This window comes from Sporosarcina soli, from assembly GCF_042655805.1.
Lineage (GTDB): Bacteria > Bacillota > Bacilli > Bacillales_A > Planococcaceae > Sporosarcina > Sporosarcina soli.
This window is the reverse complement of the sequence record NZ_JBHSNO010000005.1, coordinates 1,134,448-1,148,496: the sequence shown is the minus strand read 5'-3', so window position 1 is coordinate 1,148,496 and position 14,049 is coordinate 1,134,448. Positions and strand designations below refer to the sequence as shown.

12 protein-coding genes and 1 pseudogene are annotated in these 14,049 nt (G+C 41.6%); 10 read left to right on the top strand and 3 right to left on the bottom strand.

What is annotated here, in order from left to right:
* Positions 1 to 39 precede the first annotated feature (39 nt).
* Both ACFPRA_RS09510 and ACFPRA_RS09505 read left to right on the top strand, forming a co-directional pair.
* Positions 40 to 1,014, top strand: a complete 975-nt coding sequence (locus tag ACFPRA_RS09510) for a hypothetical protein (protein ID WP_381433278.1) — start codon at positions 40 to 42, stop codon at positions 1,012 to 1,014.
* Between the two features lie 561 nt (positions 1,015 to 1,575).
* Complete coding sequence (locus tag ACFPRA_RS09505) at positions 1,576 to 1,719, top strand: hypothetical protein (protein WP_381433275.1); 144 nt, start codon at positions 1,576 to 1,578, stop codon at positions 1,717 to 1,719.
* Here ACFPRA_RS09505 and ACFPRA_RS09500 read toward each other — a convergent pair.
* Positions 1,656 to 1,859, bottom strand: a pseudogene (locus ACFPRA_RS09500) (cytochrome-c oxidase); the annotation flags it as partial. The gene ACFPRA_RS09505 and the pseudogene ACFPRA_RS09500 overlap by 64 nt on opposite strands.
* A gap of 836 nt (positions 1,860 to 2,695) precedes the next feature.
* On the opposite strand from ACFPRA_RS09500, the gene ACFPRA_RS09495 reads away from it, so the two are divergent.
* Both ACFPRA_RS09495 and ACFPRA_RS09490 read left to right on the top strand, forming a co-directional pair.
* A complete protein-coding gene (locus ACFPRA_RS09495; RefSeq protein WP_381433272.1) occupies positions 2,696 to 4,303 on the top strand; it encodes an S-layer homology domain-containing protein in 1,608 nt (535 codons plus the stop codon).
* Between the two features lie 259 nt (positions 4,304 to 4,562).
* Complete coding sequence (locus ACFPRA_RS09490) at positions 4,563 to 5,333, top strand: hypothetical protein (RefSeq protein ID WP_381433269.1); 771 nt, start codon at positions 4,563 to 4,565, stop codon at positions 5,331 to 5,333.
* A 31-nt stretch (positions 5,334 to 5,364) separates the two neighbouring features.
* Here ACFPRA_RS09490 and ACFPRA_RS09485 read toward each other — a convergent pair whose 3' ends face one another.
* Entirely contained in the window at positions 5,365 to 5,847 is a 483-nt protein-coding gene (locus tag ACFPRA_RS09485) for a VanZ family protein (RefSeq protein WP_381433266.1), read from the bottom strand.
* A gap of 97 nt (positions 5,848 to 5,944) precedes the next feature.
* Positions 5,945 to 7,027 (bottom strand): S-layer homology domain-containing protein, encoded by a 1,083-nt coding sequence (locus ACFPRA_RS09480; RefSeq protein WP_381433262.1) that lies wholly within the window; start codon positions 7,025 to 7,027, stop codon positions 5,945 to 5,947.
* Positions 7,028 to 7,540: 513 nt separating this feature from the next.
* On the opposite strand from ACFPRA_RS09480, the gene ACFPRA_RS09475 reads away from it, so the two are divergent.
* From ACFPRA_RS09475 to ACFPRA_RS09450, 6 genes are read left to right on the top strand one after another with little or no spacing between them, the layout of a single operon-like run.
* Positions 7,541 to 8,269, top strand: a complete 729-nt coding sequence (locus ACFPRA_RS09475; RefSeq protein WP_381433259.1) for a YveK family protein — start codon at positions 7,541 to 7,543, stop codon at positions 8,267 to 8,269.
* Positions 8,270 to 8,274: 5 nt separating this feature from the next.
* Entirely contained in the window at positions 8,275 to 8,979 is a 705-nt protein-coding gene (locus ACFPRA_RS09470; RefSeq protein WP_381433256.1) for a CpsD/CapB family tyrosine-protein kinase, read from the top strand.
* Positions 8,980 to 9,027: 48 nt separating this feature from the next.
* Positions 9,028 to 9,795 carry a tyrosine-protein phosphatase gene (locus ACFPRA_RS09465; RefSeq protein WP_381433253.1) on the top strand — a complete coding sequence of 256 codons (768 nt, stop codon included), beginning with the start codon at positions 9,028 to 9,030 and terminating at the stop codon, positions 9,793 to 9,795.
* 47 nt (positions 9,796 to 9,842) lie between these two features.
* A complete protein-coding gene (locus ACFPRA_RS09460) occupies positions 9,843 to 11,672 on the top strand; it encodes a polysaccharide biosynthesis protein (protein WP_381433250.1) in 1,830 nt (609 codons plus the stop codon).
* 29 nt (positions 11,673 to 11,701) lie between these two features.
* The gene (locus ACFPRA_RS09455; RefSeq protein ID WP_381433247.1) at positions 11,702 to 12,781 is read left to right on the top strand and encodes a Gfo/Idh/MocA family protein; all 1,080 of its coding nucleotides are present in this window, start codon (positions 11,702 to 11,704) and stop codon (positions 12,779 to 12,781) included.
* Positions 12,729 to 14,048: a nucleotide sugar dehydrogenase gene (locus ACFPRA_RS09450; protein ID WP_381433244.1), complete on the top strand. Its 1,320-nt coding sequence runs from the start codon at positions 12,729 to 12,731 to the stop codon at positions 14,046 to 14,048. The genes ACFPRA_RS09455 and ACFPRA_RS09450 overlap by 53 nt, the downstream gene beginning before the upstream one ends.
* Position 14,049 lies beyond the last annotated feature (1 nt).

The window sequence follows — 14,049 nt, the reverse complement described above, 5'->3', positions numbered from 1 at the left end:
ACGGTTATAACCTAAATTTGTTTAGTGAAGGAGAATTCTATGAGCAAAATTATCAAAGTATTAGTTATGTTTTTCATCGCCACTACATCACTGTTGTTGATGACTGGAAGCATAGTTAGTGCTACAACTAATGAAAAAGTATACAAGTCTTTTTCATTGCACTCTGAAAAGTCGAAGTTCCCCATGAAACTCAGCAACTCATTAGTAATCGATATTACGCCAAATGAAGAGCCAGTCATAAAAAAAGAAAACCGTGTATTTTGGCAAGGTGTTGGCGGATGGATGAGTAGTGAGATAAGTTTCACAGTGACAAAAAATAATGACACCTATCTTTATTACAAAACTGGAGCAGGCGGGACGGAATCAGTTGAAGTGATTGGTGTGAATCGTGATGGAAAGATATTCATGAATAAAACATTCAATGGCGATGGTGCGGCCATGCATGCCAGATTTGTGTCCCCAAGCATTATTGAAATTGGGATTGAAGGTTATAGTCCATATTATGATGGTTCTACAGCCAGTAAACATTCCGGGTCTTATAAATCGAAATTTTATCAGCTGTATGTAAACGGCTCCGTTAAGGAAGTCGTCTATTTTGACAGCACCTTTGCTTCATTGGCAAAGAAAGGTCAGTTGAAATGGGTTCCAGGAGCCCTTGGTATGTCATTTTCCAACTTGAAATCCGCTGTTCAAGATCCATATGCTTGGCAGGATATGGCCGAGCACTATAATTTCTATTATACAGCGGTTGGAATGTACGGCTTCTATTATAATAATGACTTCAGCAAATCAATTAAACCAAATGCCAAAGTGCGGGGAATCTTCCGAACCTCCGATCTGCACGGCAACAGGAAGGACTTACGACCGTTTTTCAGAAAACAATTCGGCAAAGAAGTGTTAAGTTACGGAACTCATTTGGACGTTTATCGAGTAGGCAAGTATTACCTGGGAGTACAATATTTCGATGCAGACACTGTGCATCTTAACCTAACTACCGACAATGTTTTCCGCTAAAAACTGAAGGTTGCCCCTTCAAAAAGTCCATCCATTAACATTCGGTGCCAGTAACTCAAACAACTCAGACACTACTCTGACATTTGTGAGTGACACCACAGAAATTGGCTCTTCGATCGAGAAATCGATCGTGGGGCTTTTTCTTTTGATTACAAAGTGTAAAGTTCAGGAGTGGTCAAGCCCACTAATAATTAGCTAAATAATTCGTATTCAAATAAGAGACTGGGCGTTAAAATTATTTTTCAAACTTAAATAGATAGTAAAACGTAAGCCCGTAATCAAACAACGCATATAAACATGAAGCACCTCCTGATACGATAAACATATTATTTTATAGGAGGTGCTTTTCATGCCGCAAAAACACTCAGTCATCGTCCCCGTAACATTACATCCTATAGCAAACACCGACAAGCCTAAGGTATCTGCAATTTTCTCCGGGTTTTGTACAATTATACTCGCACATATAGAAATCATCTTTCGAAATGACGTTGAGGAGAGCATCAACCAAACCATCATGATTCTAAGGTCCGAAACATCTATATCATCCACGGGAAAAAAGACATGCGGAAAGGGATTGAAGGTTTAGGTACGCTGATTCAAGATTTTTTCGAACTTGAACCGTACAGCGATTCTATTTTCTTATGTAAGAGTAGGGCTAACCCGATCATCATGAAAGGAAGTCCGATATTGAACAACCAAAAGTGAATTTTTGCGATTGTGGTTGTCGCTGCTTTTGGAAATCGGACATATATGATTCCCACGAGTCCCGAGGATGCCCAGCCAAGAAGGTTAATATGTGCATGAACGGGCGTTAAGAGGTGATTATGGGACATGGACATATACATGCCGAGCGAAACACCAATTACAAAATAGATAACTGCAATTTTAATAAATTTAACTTGCTTCAGCAGAAGTCTCCTGAATGAAAGTGCCTTAATTTCTGCAAAAAAACGCAGAAATACGGCAAATCAAACCCTTCGCTGTTTGATTGGCAACGCCTGAGTGACCAACATCCTGTTGGCCCAAGCCTCCGGCGGATGTCACAGATTTTGAAAGGAGTTAATTGAGCAAGCTCAATTCAAAATCCGGACGCAATAACGCCGAGGCGTTATTGATCTCCCATGCTTTTCCTTCTCCCTTCCAATCGATTTGTTGTATTCGATCGTATGGCCGCAACTGTCATAGTCGATACCTTCGGGTTCATCACTCCTTCTATTTGCGGAATTATTTTGTAAAATAAACATAATAGTTGCTACACTTATAGCAACATAAATATGAACTTTAATTAATTTGAATACGTTAGTTCCTTTATACCCAATAACTAAAGTTGTAAGCCTGAAGTTTCAATACCAATCACATATTTATAATTTTCTTGTATAAGTGACATCAATCGTAACCAAAATTTTATTTTCGATGGTTATTTATGCCTTCTTCACATACGTCCAAAAAATATTCATTTACACCCATTCCCCGCTAGGTGTTTTGAATTAACGAAAACATCGAATTTGTCGGTGATTTTGTAGAAAAGGGTGTAATTGTTCCCCGAAGCGTGTATGATACGAAGTCATTATTTTTGCATTAGTATAAATAATTTCACGATAAAAAATGGTGAATGCATCTATGAATGTGATAGGATACGATTTGAAAGAAATTTTAGTAAATACTACTAGGAGGTTAGAAGATGAAAAAGGATTCAAGCGCGTATCAAAAATTATTTAGAGCAACATTAGCAACAACCATGGCTACAGGGGTACTTGTAGCAGCCGTGCCAACTTATACGGAGGCGGCAAAATCGTTCACAGACGTTAAACCGGTGGATCATTTCAATGAAGCAGTTTCGAACTTAGTAGAAAGGGGCATAATTAAAGGCTATGATGATGGTACATTTCGTCCAAATGAAAACATCAGCAGAGCACATGCCGCTAAAGTCATGGCACTTGCTTTAGAGTTGGACACGGAAAATGTAATTGATCCAGGCTTTAAGGATATCCCAAAGAGCCATCCATATTATGGGCATATCGCTGCACTCGTTAATGCAGGTATTATTAACGGCTATGAAGACAATACGTTTAGACCAACAGGAAAATTGACGCGCGCACATGCTGCTCAAATGCTAGTAATAGGATACGATCTTGAAGAAGAACTTTCGAATCTACCATTCAAAGATATTAACGACAAACAATGGTCTACAAGTTACATTCAAACCTTATATGCTAAAGAAATCACAACAGGAACAACCGAAACGACATTCTCACCGAATACATTCGTTACACGTGGACAAGTCGCTTCGTTCATCAACAGAAGTGAAAAGGTAGCGCAAAAGAAAGGCGCAAAAGTCATTCGTATTGCGGATAATAAAATCGAGTTATCAGATGGGACATTCTTACTCCATGCTGACTTGCAAAAAGTATTCAACGCAGAGAATCTGGACGTACTGAAAGGTGCAAAAGTCAAATACACGGTGAAAAAAGGCGTAATCGTAGCAGTCAGTTCAATCGAACTCCATGCAAACGGGACTGCTAGAAAAAATTTAACACTAGATGGTCAAAATGCAACATTTGCAGGTGATATCACGGTAAATGGTGATTATATCGCCTTGAAAAATCTTGAAGTTCCGAATGTAACTGTAACTACAAAGGCTAAACATGTGATCATCGATGCGGAAGTCGACGAACTACACGTCAAAACAAAGAACTCAAAAATCACCCTTGGCACGGATGCTAAAATTGGAAATCTCGTTTTTCCAAGAGGAATCCCGACAAAAGACATCGTCCAAGACTATGACAACGTAAAAGAACAAATCGAGAAAATCAACGGGCAACCTGACCAAGGTTCTCCTGACGGTTCAACGTCAAAAGGAAATGCTGAATTGAGAGATCAGCTTCGCGACCAACTCGAAAAAGGAAATGAAGCGGCAGATGGTGCTGTGAAGATAAAATTGGCAGGGAAAAAGTTTAAAGTCGAAATTAAAGATCCTGCAAGTACACTTGATGAATTCAGTGTAGCAGCAGAAGAAGTGTTTGATGCTTTCAAAGCAAATGGAACTGTTGTTAATTCAGCAACAGTAACGTATCGAACTTCACTAGGAAAGGTTACATTGGCGAAGGACGATATCAATAATAACCAAGACTTTGATGAAGTAATTAAAAAAGCATTAGCCAAAGTTGGATTATCAGGCAGTACGAAGCTGAGTATCTTAGAAAACAGATCAATCGAATTCAAGGTGAAAGGTGTTATCGATGGCAAAGCATTTGACGACAAGTACACATTTGAATTTAAAACAAAATAATCATCATTAACAAAGCCCGCCATGTCTAGAGACATGGCGGGCTTTCTTTCGCAGTGACCTTGGTGGGGAAAGTCCACTTCGGTGACTATACTACTAAAATTGTAAGGGGAATAATCATGCGAGAGTAAAGTAAACAACATGTTCAAAAATGAACCCACATCCATACGACCCTTTTTGCTAAATATTACCTAAGTCGCTACATCCTATTCTACCTTTCTGCTAGACTGGTAAACATACGACAAAATTGCAGGGGGAATGTATGAAGAAAAAACTGAAGATTTTCTCATTGGTATTTGTAATTGTATTATTGGTTGCAGCAAGCTACCTGTTGTATGTCATCAAATTCAAGGAATATGATGTGGCGGACGAAGAGGTGGAGAAAATAGTTAAGGTGCCATATGAGATTGAGTTGCCTGATGGAAGTAAGCTTACGTTGGATGAAGAACAGAAGGGGACGGATTCTGAAGAAGCCGATTCCAAGACGGCAGGTTCGACTGTGGATACAGCCGGCAAATTGGATACGACCTCCGACCGAATTACTGCAGATAGTGGTATGGAAGAAGGGAAGTCCGATGCTGCAAAAAAACAGGATTCCGTATCGAAAGGCACCGGCTCGGACGGCACGCGCGGCAAAGCGGATAGTTCGAAAAGTCGTGGTAATAATGAAACTGAAAAGAAACCGACAGTCGCTTCGATTAAACAGAAGTATGCGCCCACATTTGAAAATCTGCAAGTGCAAGCGGATAATAAGCTGAATTCCTTGATCGGCCATGCGAAAAAGGAGTATATCGATAAGAAGGAAAGTGGAGAAAGTATCAGTTACGGTTACTTTTACAATAAGTACGTAGATGCTGCCAACGGATTGGAAGCGCAAACGGACGCAGCATTCAATAGTGTCATCAAAGCGGTGGAGAAAGATCTGGTGGCGAACGGTTACGGAAAGTCATACGCTCAAAGCTTCATCGATGAATACAATGTAAAAAAGAAAGAACGTCGCGACAGTCTGATTAGCAAAGCGATGGACCTATAAGTAAAAAGCAAGAATCCACTGACCATCAAGGTCAGTGGATTCTTGCTTTTTTTCGCAGTTTTGGTTTTACCCATAGTAGCAGTCGCAACAAGAGGAGGAAAGTAATGGCCCCAGACATATCGAGAATGACATCATTGACCGTCGGCGTCCGTCCGCCTGTTAATGATTGATGATATTCATCGCCAATTGCGAACAATAATGTGATAATCGTCGCAGTTAACATACGGAATGCATGCTTCGGTAAAAGCGAATAGATGACAGTGGCAAGGATACCGAATATGAAGAAATGGGCGCTTTTTCTCAGAAGGAATTCAACAAAATGATAATAGCCCCTTTCTTCGATGGAAATCGTTTTCCCCCAATAAGGTACTTGCAGTTTCGATAGCGAGGCTTCAAGTGGTTTATCCGGCAGCCATTCCTTCAGTGTCGGAATTAGTGACTGTTGCTCATACGTCTGCGCGGATGAAACGAATAGGATGCCTAGAAGGATGAATAGTACGATTATTTTTTTCATATGCAAATTGTATCATATGAAATGGTTGAAAATACATGCATAAGAAAAAGACCTCCCATCCAAATTGGATTGGGAGGTCTTTACAGTTTGAAAAGGATTATTGTTTCGGGATAAAAACTCGCAAGTTGACATTGAAGTCTTCCCAGAACTCAGTGTCATCTTTTTGGGCGAACAGTGTCACCTTGATGTCATCCGCTGCGAGATCCCCATTTGTCTTATCTTCCGTTTCTTTCAAGTGAGCGATTAATTCTTTTTGCAATACGTTTTTCGCTGCAGCACGGTCATTCGCAATATTTACGATATCGTTTGTCCCTACTCGAATATTATTGACGCCAAGATCAAGTAGTTTGTCCGAGAATAATCCTAGATTTTGGATAGCATGCAAGCCGTCATCTAAATCGTACGCGGTAATTGTCAGTGTATTTCCAGCAGGATCAAATTTCGTTTCTGCTAATTTTTTGCCATCGGATTCAACGACCGAATTTTCTAATACGATTTTCCTGATTTCTGTTTTTGCTTCCTGTACAAGTTTGTCCACTTTCCCGGCGTTTTCTGCACGGGAGACAAAGGAGGCCATTTGTGCCCGTGTAACAGTATCGTTAGGCTCGAATGTTGTGGCTGTTTTCCCTTTGGTCACTTTGTTGTTGATGAGCGTGCGGACATGATCGACATACCAAGCGGAATTGCTCACGTCTGTGAAAGGATTTTCGATAGCTGGATCGAGTTCTAGCTTATAACCGAGAGCAATCACTTTTGCCATTTGTGCGCGTGTCATCGGTGTATTGGGACGGAATGTTTGATCTTCAAAACCTGTGAAGTAACCTGCATTTGCAATCGCTGCTACATATTTGTAATGCCATTGTTTGTTGTTCAAATCTTTGAAGCCGGGATCTTTGACATTTTCAGTATCTAATCCAAGAGACAGTGCAAGGATTTTGGCTGCATGTGCACGCGTCAGTTTACCGTTAGGTTTGAATGTTCCATCCTCGTACCCTTGAACGATTCCTTTTTCAACCAAATCCATGATGTTGTCATAATGATCCATATTGGCTTTGACATCTGAAAATGATTTGTCAGCTGCCTCTGTTGCAAGTGGAACGGAGACGACAAGTGCCCCTGTAGCAACGGATAAGGATAGAGCGGATAAAAATGCTTTTTTTGATGCTTTTCGCTTTTTCATGAGATTCCCTCCAAATTAGTAGTGTTAAGAAAAATCCCAATAACCATATCAAATAACAAGCTAGATTGATAATTATTAACTGTTAAAAATGAATAAACAGGAAAAAGAAACCATTCATTCAATCCGTTGTTCATGATTTCCTAAATAACACGAAATTTGCACATCGAAGTTCAACTATGAAAATGGCTATTTTTACAGTTATTTCAATTTTAAAGCCGTGAAATAACCAATATTATCCAAGAGAGTACCCTTTGACCTGCGAGGCAAACTCTTCCATTAGGTCCATGATTTACCCTAAGTTATTTCCAATAAATAATTGAAATGAGAATTCTGATGCATCTGATTACTTCAGAACGGTTATCGGTCAATTTTCGTTGATGGTTCATTTTTACTGTGATGGTTCCATTGATTCAACTTTGAAAAAATTGCGACATATCACGAGATAATCTGCCAAACTATGTGCTAGAATGAGGTCGATTTAATAGAGATTGCGATAAAGGGGATACCGAGCCTATGGAAGAAACAATCAGTCTTCAGGATTTGTTCAAGACACTGAAGAAAAGAGCTGTCCTAATTTTGCTTGCAATGCTCCTTGCGGTGACTGTAGCAGGAGTCTTCAGCTTTCTGGTTCTAACGCCGATTTACCAGGCGTCTACACAGATTCTTGTGAATCAGCAAAAGTATGAACAGAACCAGTTCAATTCACAGGACATCCAAGCAAATCTGCAGCTTATCAATACATACAACGTCATCATCAAAAGTCCGGCGATTCTGTCCATCGTGATTGAAAACCTTGATCTCAACACGACGCCGGCAGCACTCAATTCGAAAATAACGGTGAATAGTGCACAAAATTCTCAAGTCGTGAACATTAGCGTACAAGATCCTGAGCACCATGTTGCCGTGGATATTGCCAATACAACGGCTGAAGTGTTCCAAGAGGAAATTCAAAAGCTCATGAATGTCGATAATGTCAACATTCTATCGCCAGCAGTCTATGTGGAAAATCCCTCTCCTGTAAAGCCGAATCCGTATCTCAATATGTCGATTGCTGCAGTAATTGGTCTAATGCTCGGTGCTGGAATTGCATTTCTGCTGGACTATTTAGATACGACAGTGAAAACGGAACAAGATATCGAAAATCTGCTTGGCTTGCCGATTCTTGGACTGATTAGTCCTATTTCTGAAAAGGATATCCTGGGCATGAAAGAATCACCAAAATGGGGAAGAAAGGGGAGGTGACGGTTATGTTCAAAAAGACTAAGAAGCCGCTTCAAACTGTTGCAAGAAAACTTGTGACGAATCTCAACTCGAAATCGATCATTTCTGAGCAATTTCGGACGGTCAGAACGAACATCAATTTTTCGATGCCTGATAAGGAGTTGAACACTTTGCTGTTCACTTCTTCTGCTCCGGGGGAAGGGAAATCGACGAGTGCGGGAAATGTCGCAATCGTTTTTGCCCAGGAAGGGAGGAAAGTTCTGCTTGTTGATGCGGATATGAGAAAGCCAACGATGCATTACACATTCCATATGGCGAACACTGCCGGTCTGTCCAATTTACTGACAAGAAAATGGAGCTTGGATGATGTTGTCAAAGAAACGGGAATCAAGGGGCTACAACTCGTCACATGTGGACCGATTCCGCCGAATCCGGCTGAACTGTTAAGCTCCAAAACAATGGATGCACTTATCGAGGAATTCAAAGACAAATATGACCTTGTCGTATTTGATGCACCGCCACTCCTATCTGTAGCGGATGCGCAAATTCTGTCAAATAAATGCGACGGTACAATACTTGTTATTAATTCAGGGACGACCGAAAAGAATAGTGTTGTCAAGGCAAAAGAAGCACTAGAGTCAGCGGATGCAAATATTATTGGTACCTTGCTGAACAATTTCATTCTTGAAAAAGATCATTACTATTACCAATATTACGGAACAGGAGAGTGAAGGAATGAGTCATCATTTGTCTTTCAGTAGACCTTGGAGGAGAACCAAATGATTGATATGCATACCCATCTCCTGTTCGGAGTGGATGATGGCCCAAAAACGATAGAAGAAACGATGGGCATCGTGGAAAAAGCGATGAAAGAAGGGATTACAGATATGATTGTGACGCCGCATGCATTCAGTCCGCATTTCCATGTGTCTTGTGAAGAGATTGAAAGTCAGCTTCGCTTGCTTACTGACGTGGTGCGAGAAGCACGTTATCCAGTGAACCTCCACACAGGGCAGGAGGTTCGTCTGTGTGAAAATCTTGTCGAAAAGTTACAAGTGAATGAAGTGATGACACTCGCAAAATCGCGTTATTTACTTCTTGAGCTCCCGACACAATCCGTACCGGCTTATACAGTGAATGTAATTCAAGCATTGCTTGAAAAAGAAATAATCCCGATTATTGCGCATCCCGAACGGAACCGTGCAATCGCGGAAAAACCGGAGCGCCTTGAGCGATTGATACGTCACGGAGCATTGGCACAGATTACTGGAGGGAGTCTAGCGGGACATTTTGGGAAAAATGTGCAAAAACTTTCCCTTCAGCTGATCGAGGCAAATCTAATCCATGCATATGGATCGGATGTCCACAACTTAGATACCAGACCACTCCTGTTCAAGGAAGGGCTCTACTATCTGGAGAAAAAGAAACGATCTGACAGGATCGATATTCTCCTTGAAAATAACGAGCGAATTTTGAAAGACGAACCGGTTATTATGTTAGAACCAGAAACACCAGTTTCAAGAAAATGGTGGCAGTTAATTGTGTAAAGGATTTACGAGTTATGTTGAACAAATTCTCTGAAGGAGGAAGGGCAATGACAATCGGGAAAAGGATGTCGTTTTTATTTGCTGTCGACTCATTAATCGTCCTACTATCAATTTACTTTGGCTATTTTATCCTGCATCCGAATATTAATGTGCTTACGAATGAAGTATTATTCGTCAGTGTTATTGTCATCCAGCTTGCGCATCATTTTTTTGCATGGCGATATGGACTCTATCGAAAAGCATGGACTTACGCGTCAATCGGCGAGTTAAAATCGATTTTCAAAGCTGTTACATGGACCATAGCCGTTGTCATGGTTGTCCAATTTGCCATGACACAAGATATTTACCTGCGGGCGCTTTTTCTCACATGGGTGTTTCATCTACTGCTGATTGGCGGTTCACGATTATCATGCCGACTAATGCGTCACACAATGACGCATCATCATGGGAAGAAAGCGAAACGTACGTTGGTGGTCGGAGCTGGACAAGCGGGGACAATGGTAGCGCGTCAAGTACTTCAAAACCCAGAATCAGGTATGAAGCCGGTAGCCTTTGTCGATGATGACCATTTAAAAAAAGGATTAGAGATTTTCGGTGTGAAAGTACTCGGATGTACCGAGCAAATTCCGGAGTTAGTGGTAAGCAACAGCATCGATAAGATCATCGTTGCCATTCCGTCTTTACCGAAACAGGAAATGGCAGACTTGATGAAGATATGTGTCAAAACAGGGGTAAAAACGCAAACCATTCCGAGAATTGAAGACCTGATGACCGGGAAAATATCTGTCAATGATATACGCGATGTCAAAATCGAGGATCTCCTTGGCCGGGAAGAAGTGGAACTGGACATGAAGGTAATCGCAGAAAAACTTACAGGAAAAACCATCCTCGTTACAGGCGCAGGCGGCTCGATTGGGTCCGAAATCTGCCGGCAAGTGACTGAATTCAGACCAAGAAAACTCATTCTTCTAGGACATGGTGAGAGTTCAATATACAACATCGACATGGAGCTTCGGCAAAAAGTGTCGAAAGAAACGGAACTCATTCCAATCATCGCAGATGTGCAAGATCGGGTCCGCATTTTTGATATCGTGGCTGAACACAGCCCTGATGTCATTTACCATGCCGCGGCCCATAAACATGTGCCGTTAATGGAATACCAGCCGATGGAAGCTGTAAAGAACAATATTTTTGGAACAAAAAATGTAGCTGAAGCGGCAGACACATTCGGTGTTCCTCATTTCGTCCTTGTTTCGACAGACAAAGCCGTCAATCCGCCGAACATCATGGGTGCAACCAAACGTTTTGCTGAAATGCTTGTTCAAAATCTGGCAAAAGAGAGTAAAACGAAATTCGCAGCCGTCCGTTTCGGCAACGTCTTAGGGTCTCGCGGAAGTGTTATCCCGCTATTTAAACAGCAAATCGCTAAAGGGGGTCCAGTAACCGTAACGGATCCTGAGATGACCCGCTATTTCATGACAATTCCGGAAGCATCACGGCTTGTTATCCAGGCAGGCACCCTTGCGGTAGGTGGAGAAGTATTCGTCCTAGACATGGGCGAACCAGTGAAAATCGTCGATCTCGCGAAAAATCTCATTAAGCTTTCCGGCTATAGCGAAGAAGAAATCGACATTGAATACTCAGGGATTCGTCCTGGAGAGAAGTTGTTTGAAGAACTGTTGAATGAGAATGAAAGACAAAGCGAGCATGTATTTCCCAAGATTTATATTGGCAAGGCAGACCCAATCAGTCCATTGAAGATGAACGAGCTGTTAGAGGTACTCCCTAAAATGTGTGACGCAGAGGTCAAGGAAACGCTGATTGGATTGGCGAACCGAAAAAAGATTAAAGAGCTGGACGTTGTTCCGATTGCTTAAAATTTCAATTTGAATAGTGAGGGTTTTATATGAATTTTGCAATTGTTGGGTGCGGTTTTATAGCAAAGAAGCACTCCCAGGCCATCAAGAATATCGAAGATGCAAAATTAGTGGCGGTTTGCGATCAAGTACCGGAGTTGATGCAACCCTATGTTGAAGAACATGATGCCACTCCCTATACAGACATTGAAGAAATGCTGAGAAATGAGTCAATCGATATCGTTAATATTTGTACACCGAGCGGCTCTCACGCAATTTTAGCCGAGCTTGCTGCAAAGTATGGTAAACATGTCATCGTTGAAAAACCGATTGCGATGACTTTAGAAGAAACGGACCGGATCATCGGAGCAACACAGGCACAAAATGTGAAGCTGGCTGTTGTCCATCCGAACCGTTTCCGTCCAGCAGCGATGAAATTGAAGGAGGTTCTTCAACAGAATCTGCTCGGTAAAATTAGTCATGCGCTCTGTATTGTCAATTGGAACCGTGGTCAGGATTATTATGACCAAGCTCCTTGGCGTGGAACAAAAGAATATGACGGCGGAGTGTTAATGAATCAGGCAATACATAATTTGGATTTACTTTTATGGTATATGGGAGCGCCCGAAGAAGTGTTCAGCATGGAAGCAACCCGTTTTCGCGACATCGAAGCGGAAGATGTCTCCACGGGAATCATTCGTTTCCAATCAGGAGCACTCGCTACAGTTCAAGCTTCAACAACGGTCTATCCGAGAAATTACGAAGAGTCAATTACGATTTTCGGTGAAAAAGGAACCGTTAAAATAGGTGGGGCGAATGCGCTCCATTTTGAAACTTTGAATCTTCAGGATATGAGTGATCAATTGATTGAGACCACTATTGACCAAGTAAGATCCAATCCTTGGGGAAAGTCAGGTCACGAAGAAATCATTGCAGATATGATCGAAGCGATCAGGGAAGATCGTTTACCTGCAATCACGGGGGAAGAGGGACGTAAAGCTGTCGAGCTTGTTCTAGCTTTCTATGAATCCGCAAAACTAAACAAATCTGTGAAGATGACGGAGAGGAATGATTCGAATGACAATGACCAAAACAAAATCACAAAGTTTACTAGAAAAGTTGAATGCTAAAACCGCCAAGATAGGTGTCGTGGGGCTTGGTTATGTAGGGCTTCCATTGGCAGTCGAAAAGGCGAAGGCGGGATTCACAGTCATCGGTTTTGACCTCCAGGAAGAGAAAGTGAAAATGGTCAATCAGGGGATGAATTATATCGGCGACGTCGTCCAAGAAGATCTTGAAGCACTAGTTGCTGCAGACAAACTGATGGCCACATCCGACTATTCCTTTATTAAAGAAGTCGATGCGATTGCGATTTGTGTACCCACGCCGCTTGATATTTACAAACAGCCAAATATGGAGTATGTGAAAAGCTCAGCGGAAGCGATTGCTGAAAATGTGATGGCCGGCACGCTAATCGTTCTTGAAAGCACAACTTATCCGGGGACGACAGAAGAGCTTATCAAGCCAATTCTGGAAAAGAAGGGTCTTATTGTCGGAAAAGACGTGTTTTTAGCATACTCGCCTGAACGTGTCGATCCAGGAAATAAAGACTTCAATACGAAAAACACGCCAAAAGTCGTTGGTGGGGTTACGCCAGCATGTACCGAAGTGGCGGCAACCATGTATCGTGCTGTTCTTGACAGTGATATACACGAAGTATCCAGTCCGGCTGTTGCCGAGATGGAAAAACTGCTTGAAAATACCTTCCGGAATATCAACATTGCACTTGCAAACGAGATGGCAATCCTTTGCAACAAAATGGGGATTGACGTATGGGAAGTCATTGATGCAGCGGCAACAAAACCTTATGGGTTCATGCCTTTCTATCCGGGACCGGGTCTTGGCGGTCACTGTATTCCAATCGATCCATGGTACTTGACATGGAAAGCCCGGGAATACAATTACCATACAAAATTGATTGAAACTGCTGGTGAGATTAATGACAGTATGCCGGATTTTGTTGTTCAGCGTTGTTCAGAAATTTTGAACGAACAGGAGAAATCATTAAGAGGATCTAAAATTCTTGTGCTTGGAGTTGCTTATAAGAAAGACATTGACGATTATCGGGAGTCACCGGTGTTGCCGATATTGAATCGATTAACGAAGGTTGGGGCTGAATGGGAAGTTGTAGATCCGCATGTGCCTGAATTTAAGTTGGATGGGACAATCATTGAATCGATTGTATTGACAGAGAAAAAGCTGAAAGAAGCGGATCTTGTGGTGATCGCAACGAATCATAGTGGGTTAGAGTACGGGATGATACAAGAACAGAGTAAGGCGATCCTTGATACGAGAAATGCAATTGATAAAACACAAAGAAATTACTACAAGCTATAAA

Excerpts from the sequence above, each read along its gene's own strand:
- ACFPRA_RS09510 (WP_381433278.1), top strand. The coding sequence starts at position 40 with ATGAGCAAAATTATCAAAGTATTAGTTATGTTTTTCATCGCCACTACA.
- ACFPRA_RS09505 (WP_381433275.1), top strand. The coding sequence starts at position 1,576 with ATGCGGAAAGGGATTGAAGGTTTAGGTACGCTGATTCAAGATTTTTTC.
- ACFPRA_RS09495 (WP_381433272.1), top strand. The coding sequence starts at position 2,696 with ATGAAAAAGGATTCAAGCGCGTATCAAAAATTATTTAGAGCAACATTA.
- ACFPRA_RS09490 (WP_381433269.1), top strand. The coding sequence starts at position 4,563 with ATGAAGAAAAAACTGAAGATTTTCTCATTGGTATTTGTAATTGTATTA.
- ACFPRA_RS09485 (WP_381433266.1), bottom strand. The coding sequence starts at position 5,847 with ATGAAAAAAATAATCGTACTATTCATCCTTCTAGGCATCCTATTCGTT.
- ACFPRA_RS09480 (WP_381433262.1), bottom strand. The coding sequence starts at position 7,027 with ATGAAAAAGCGAAAAGCATCAAAAAAAGCATTTTTATCCGCTCTATCC.
- ACFPRA_RS09475 (WP_381433259.1), top strand. The coding sequence starts at position 7,541 with ATGGAAGAAACAATCAGTCTTCAGGATTTGTTCAAGACACTGAAGAAA.
- ACFPRA_RS09470 (WP_381433256.1), top strand. The coding sequence starts at position 8,275 with ATGTTCAAAAAGACTAAGAAGCCGCTTCAAACTGTTGCAAGAAAACTT.
- ACFPRA_RS09465 (WP_381433253.1), top strand. The coding sequence starts at position 9,028 with ATGATTGATATGCATACCCATCTCCTGTTCGGAGTGGATGATGGCCCA.
- ACFPRA_RS09460 (WP_381433250.1), top strand. The coding sequence starts at position 9,843 with ATGACAATCGGGAAAAGGATGTCGTTTTTATTTGCTGTCGACTCATTA.
- ACFPRA_RS09455 (WP_381433247.1), top strand. The coding sequence starts at position 11,702 with ATGAATTTTGCAATTGTTGGGTGCGGTTTTATAGCAAAGAAGCACTCC.
- ACFPRA_RS09450 (WP_381433244.1), top strand. The coding sequence starts at position 12,729 with ATGACAATGACCAAAACAAAATCACAAAGTTTACTAGAAAAGTTGAAT.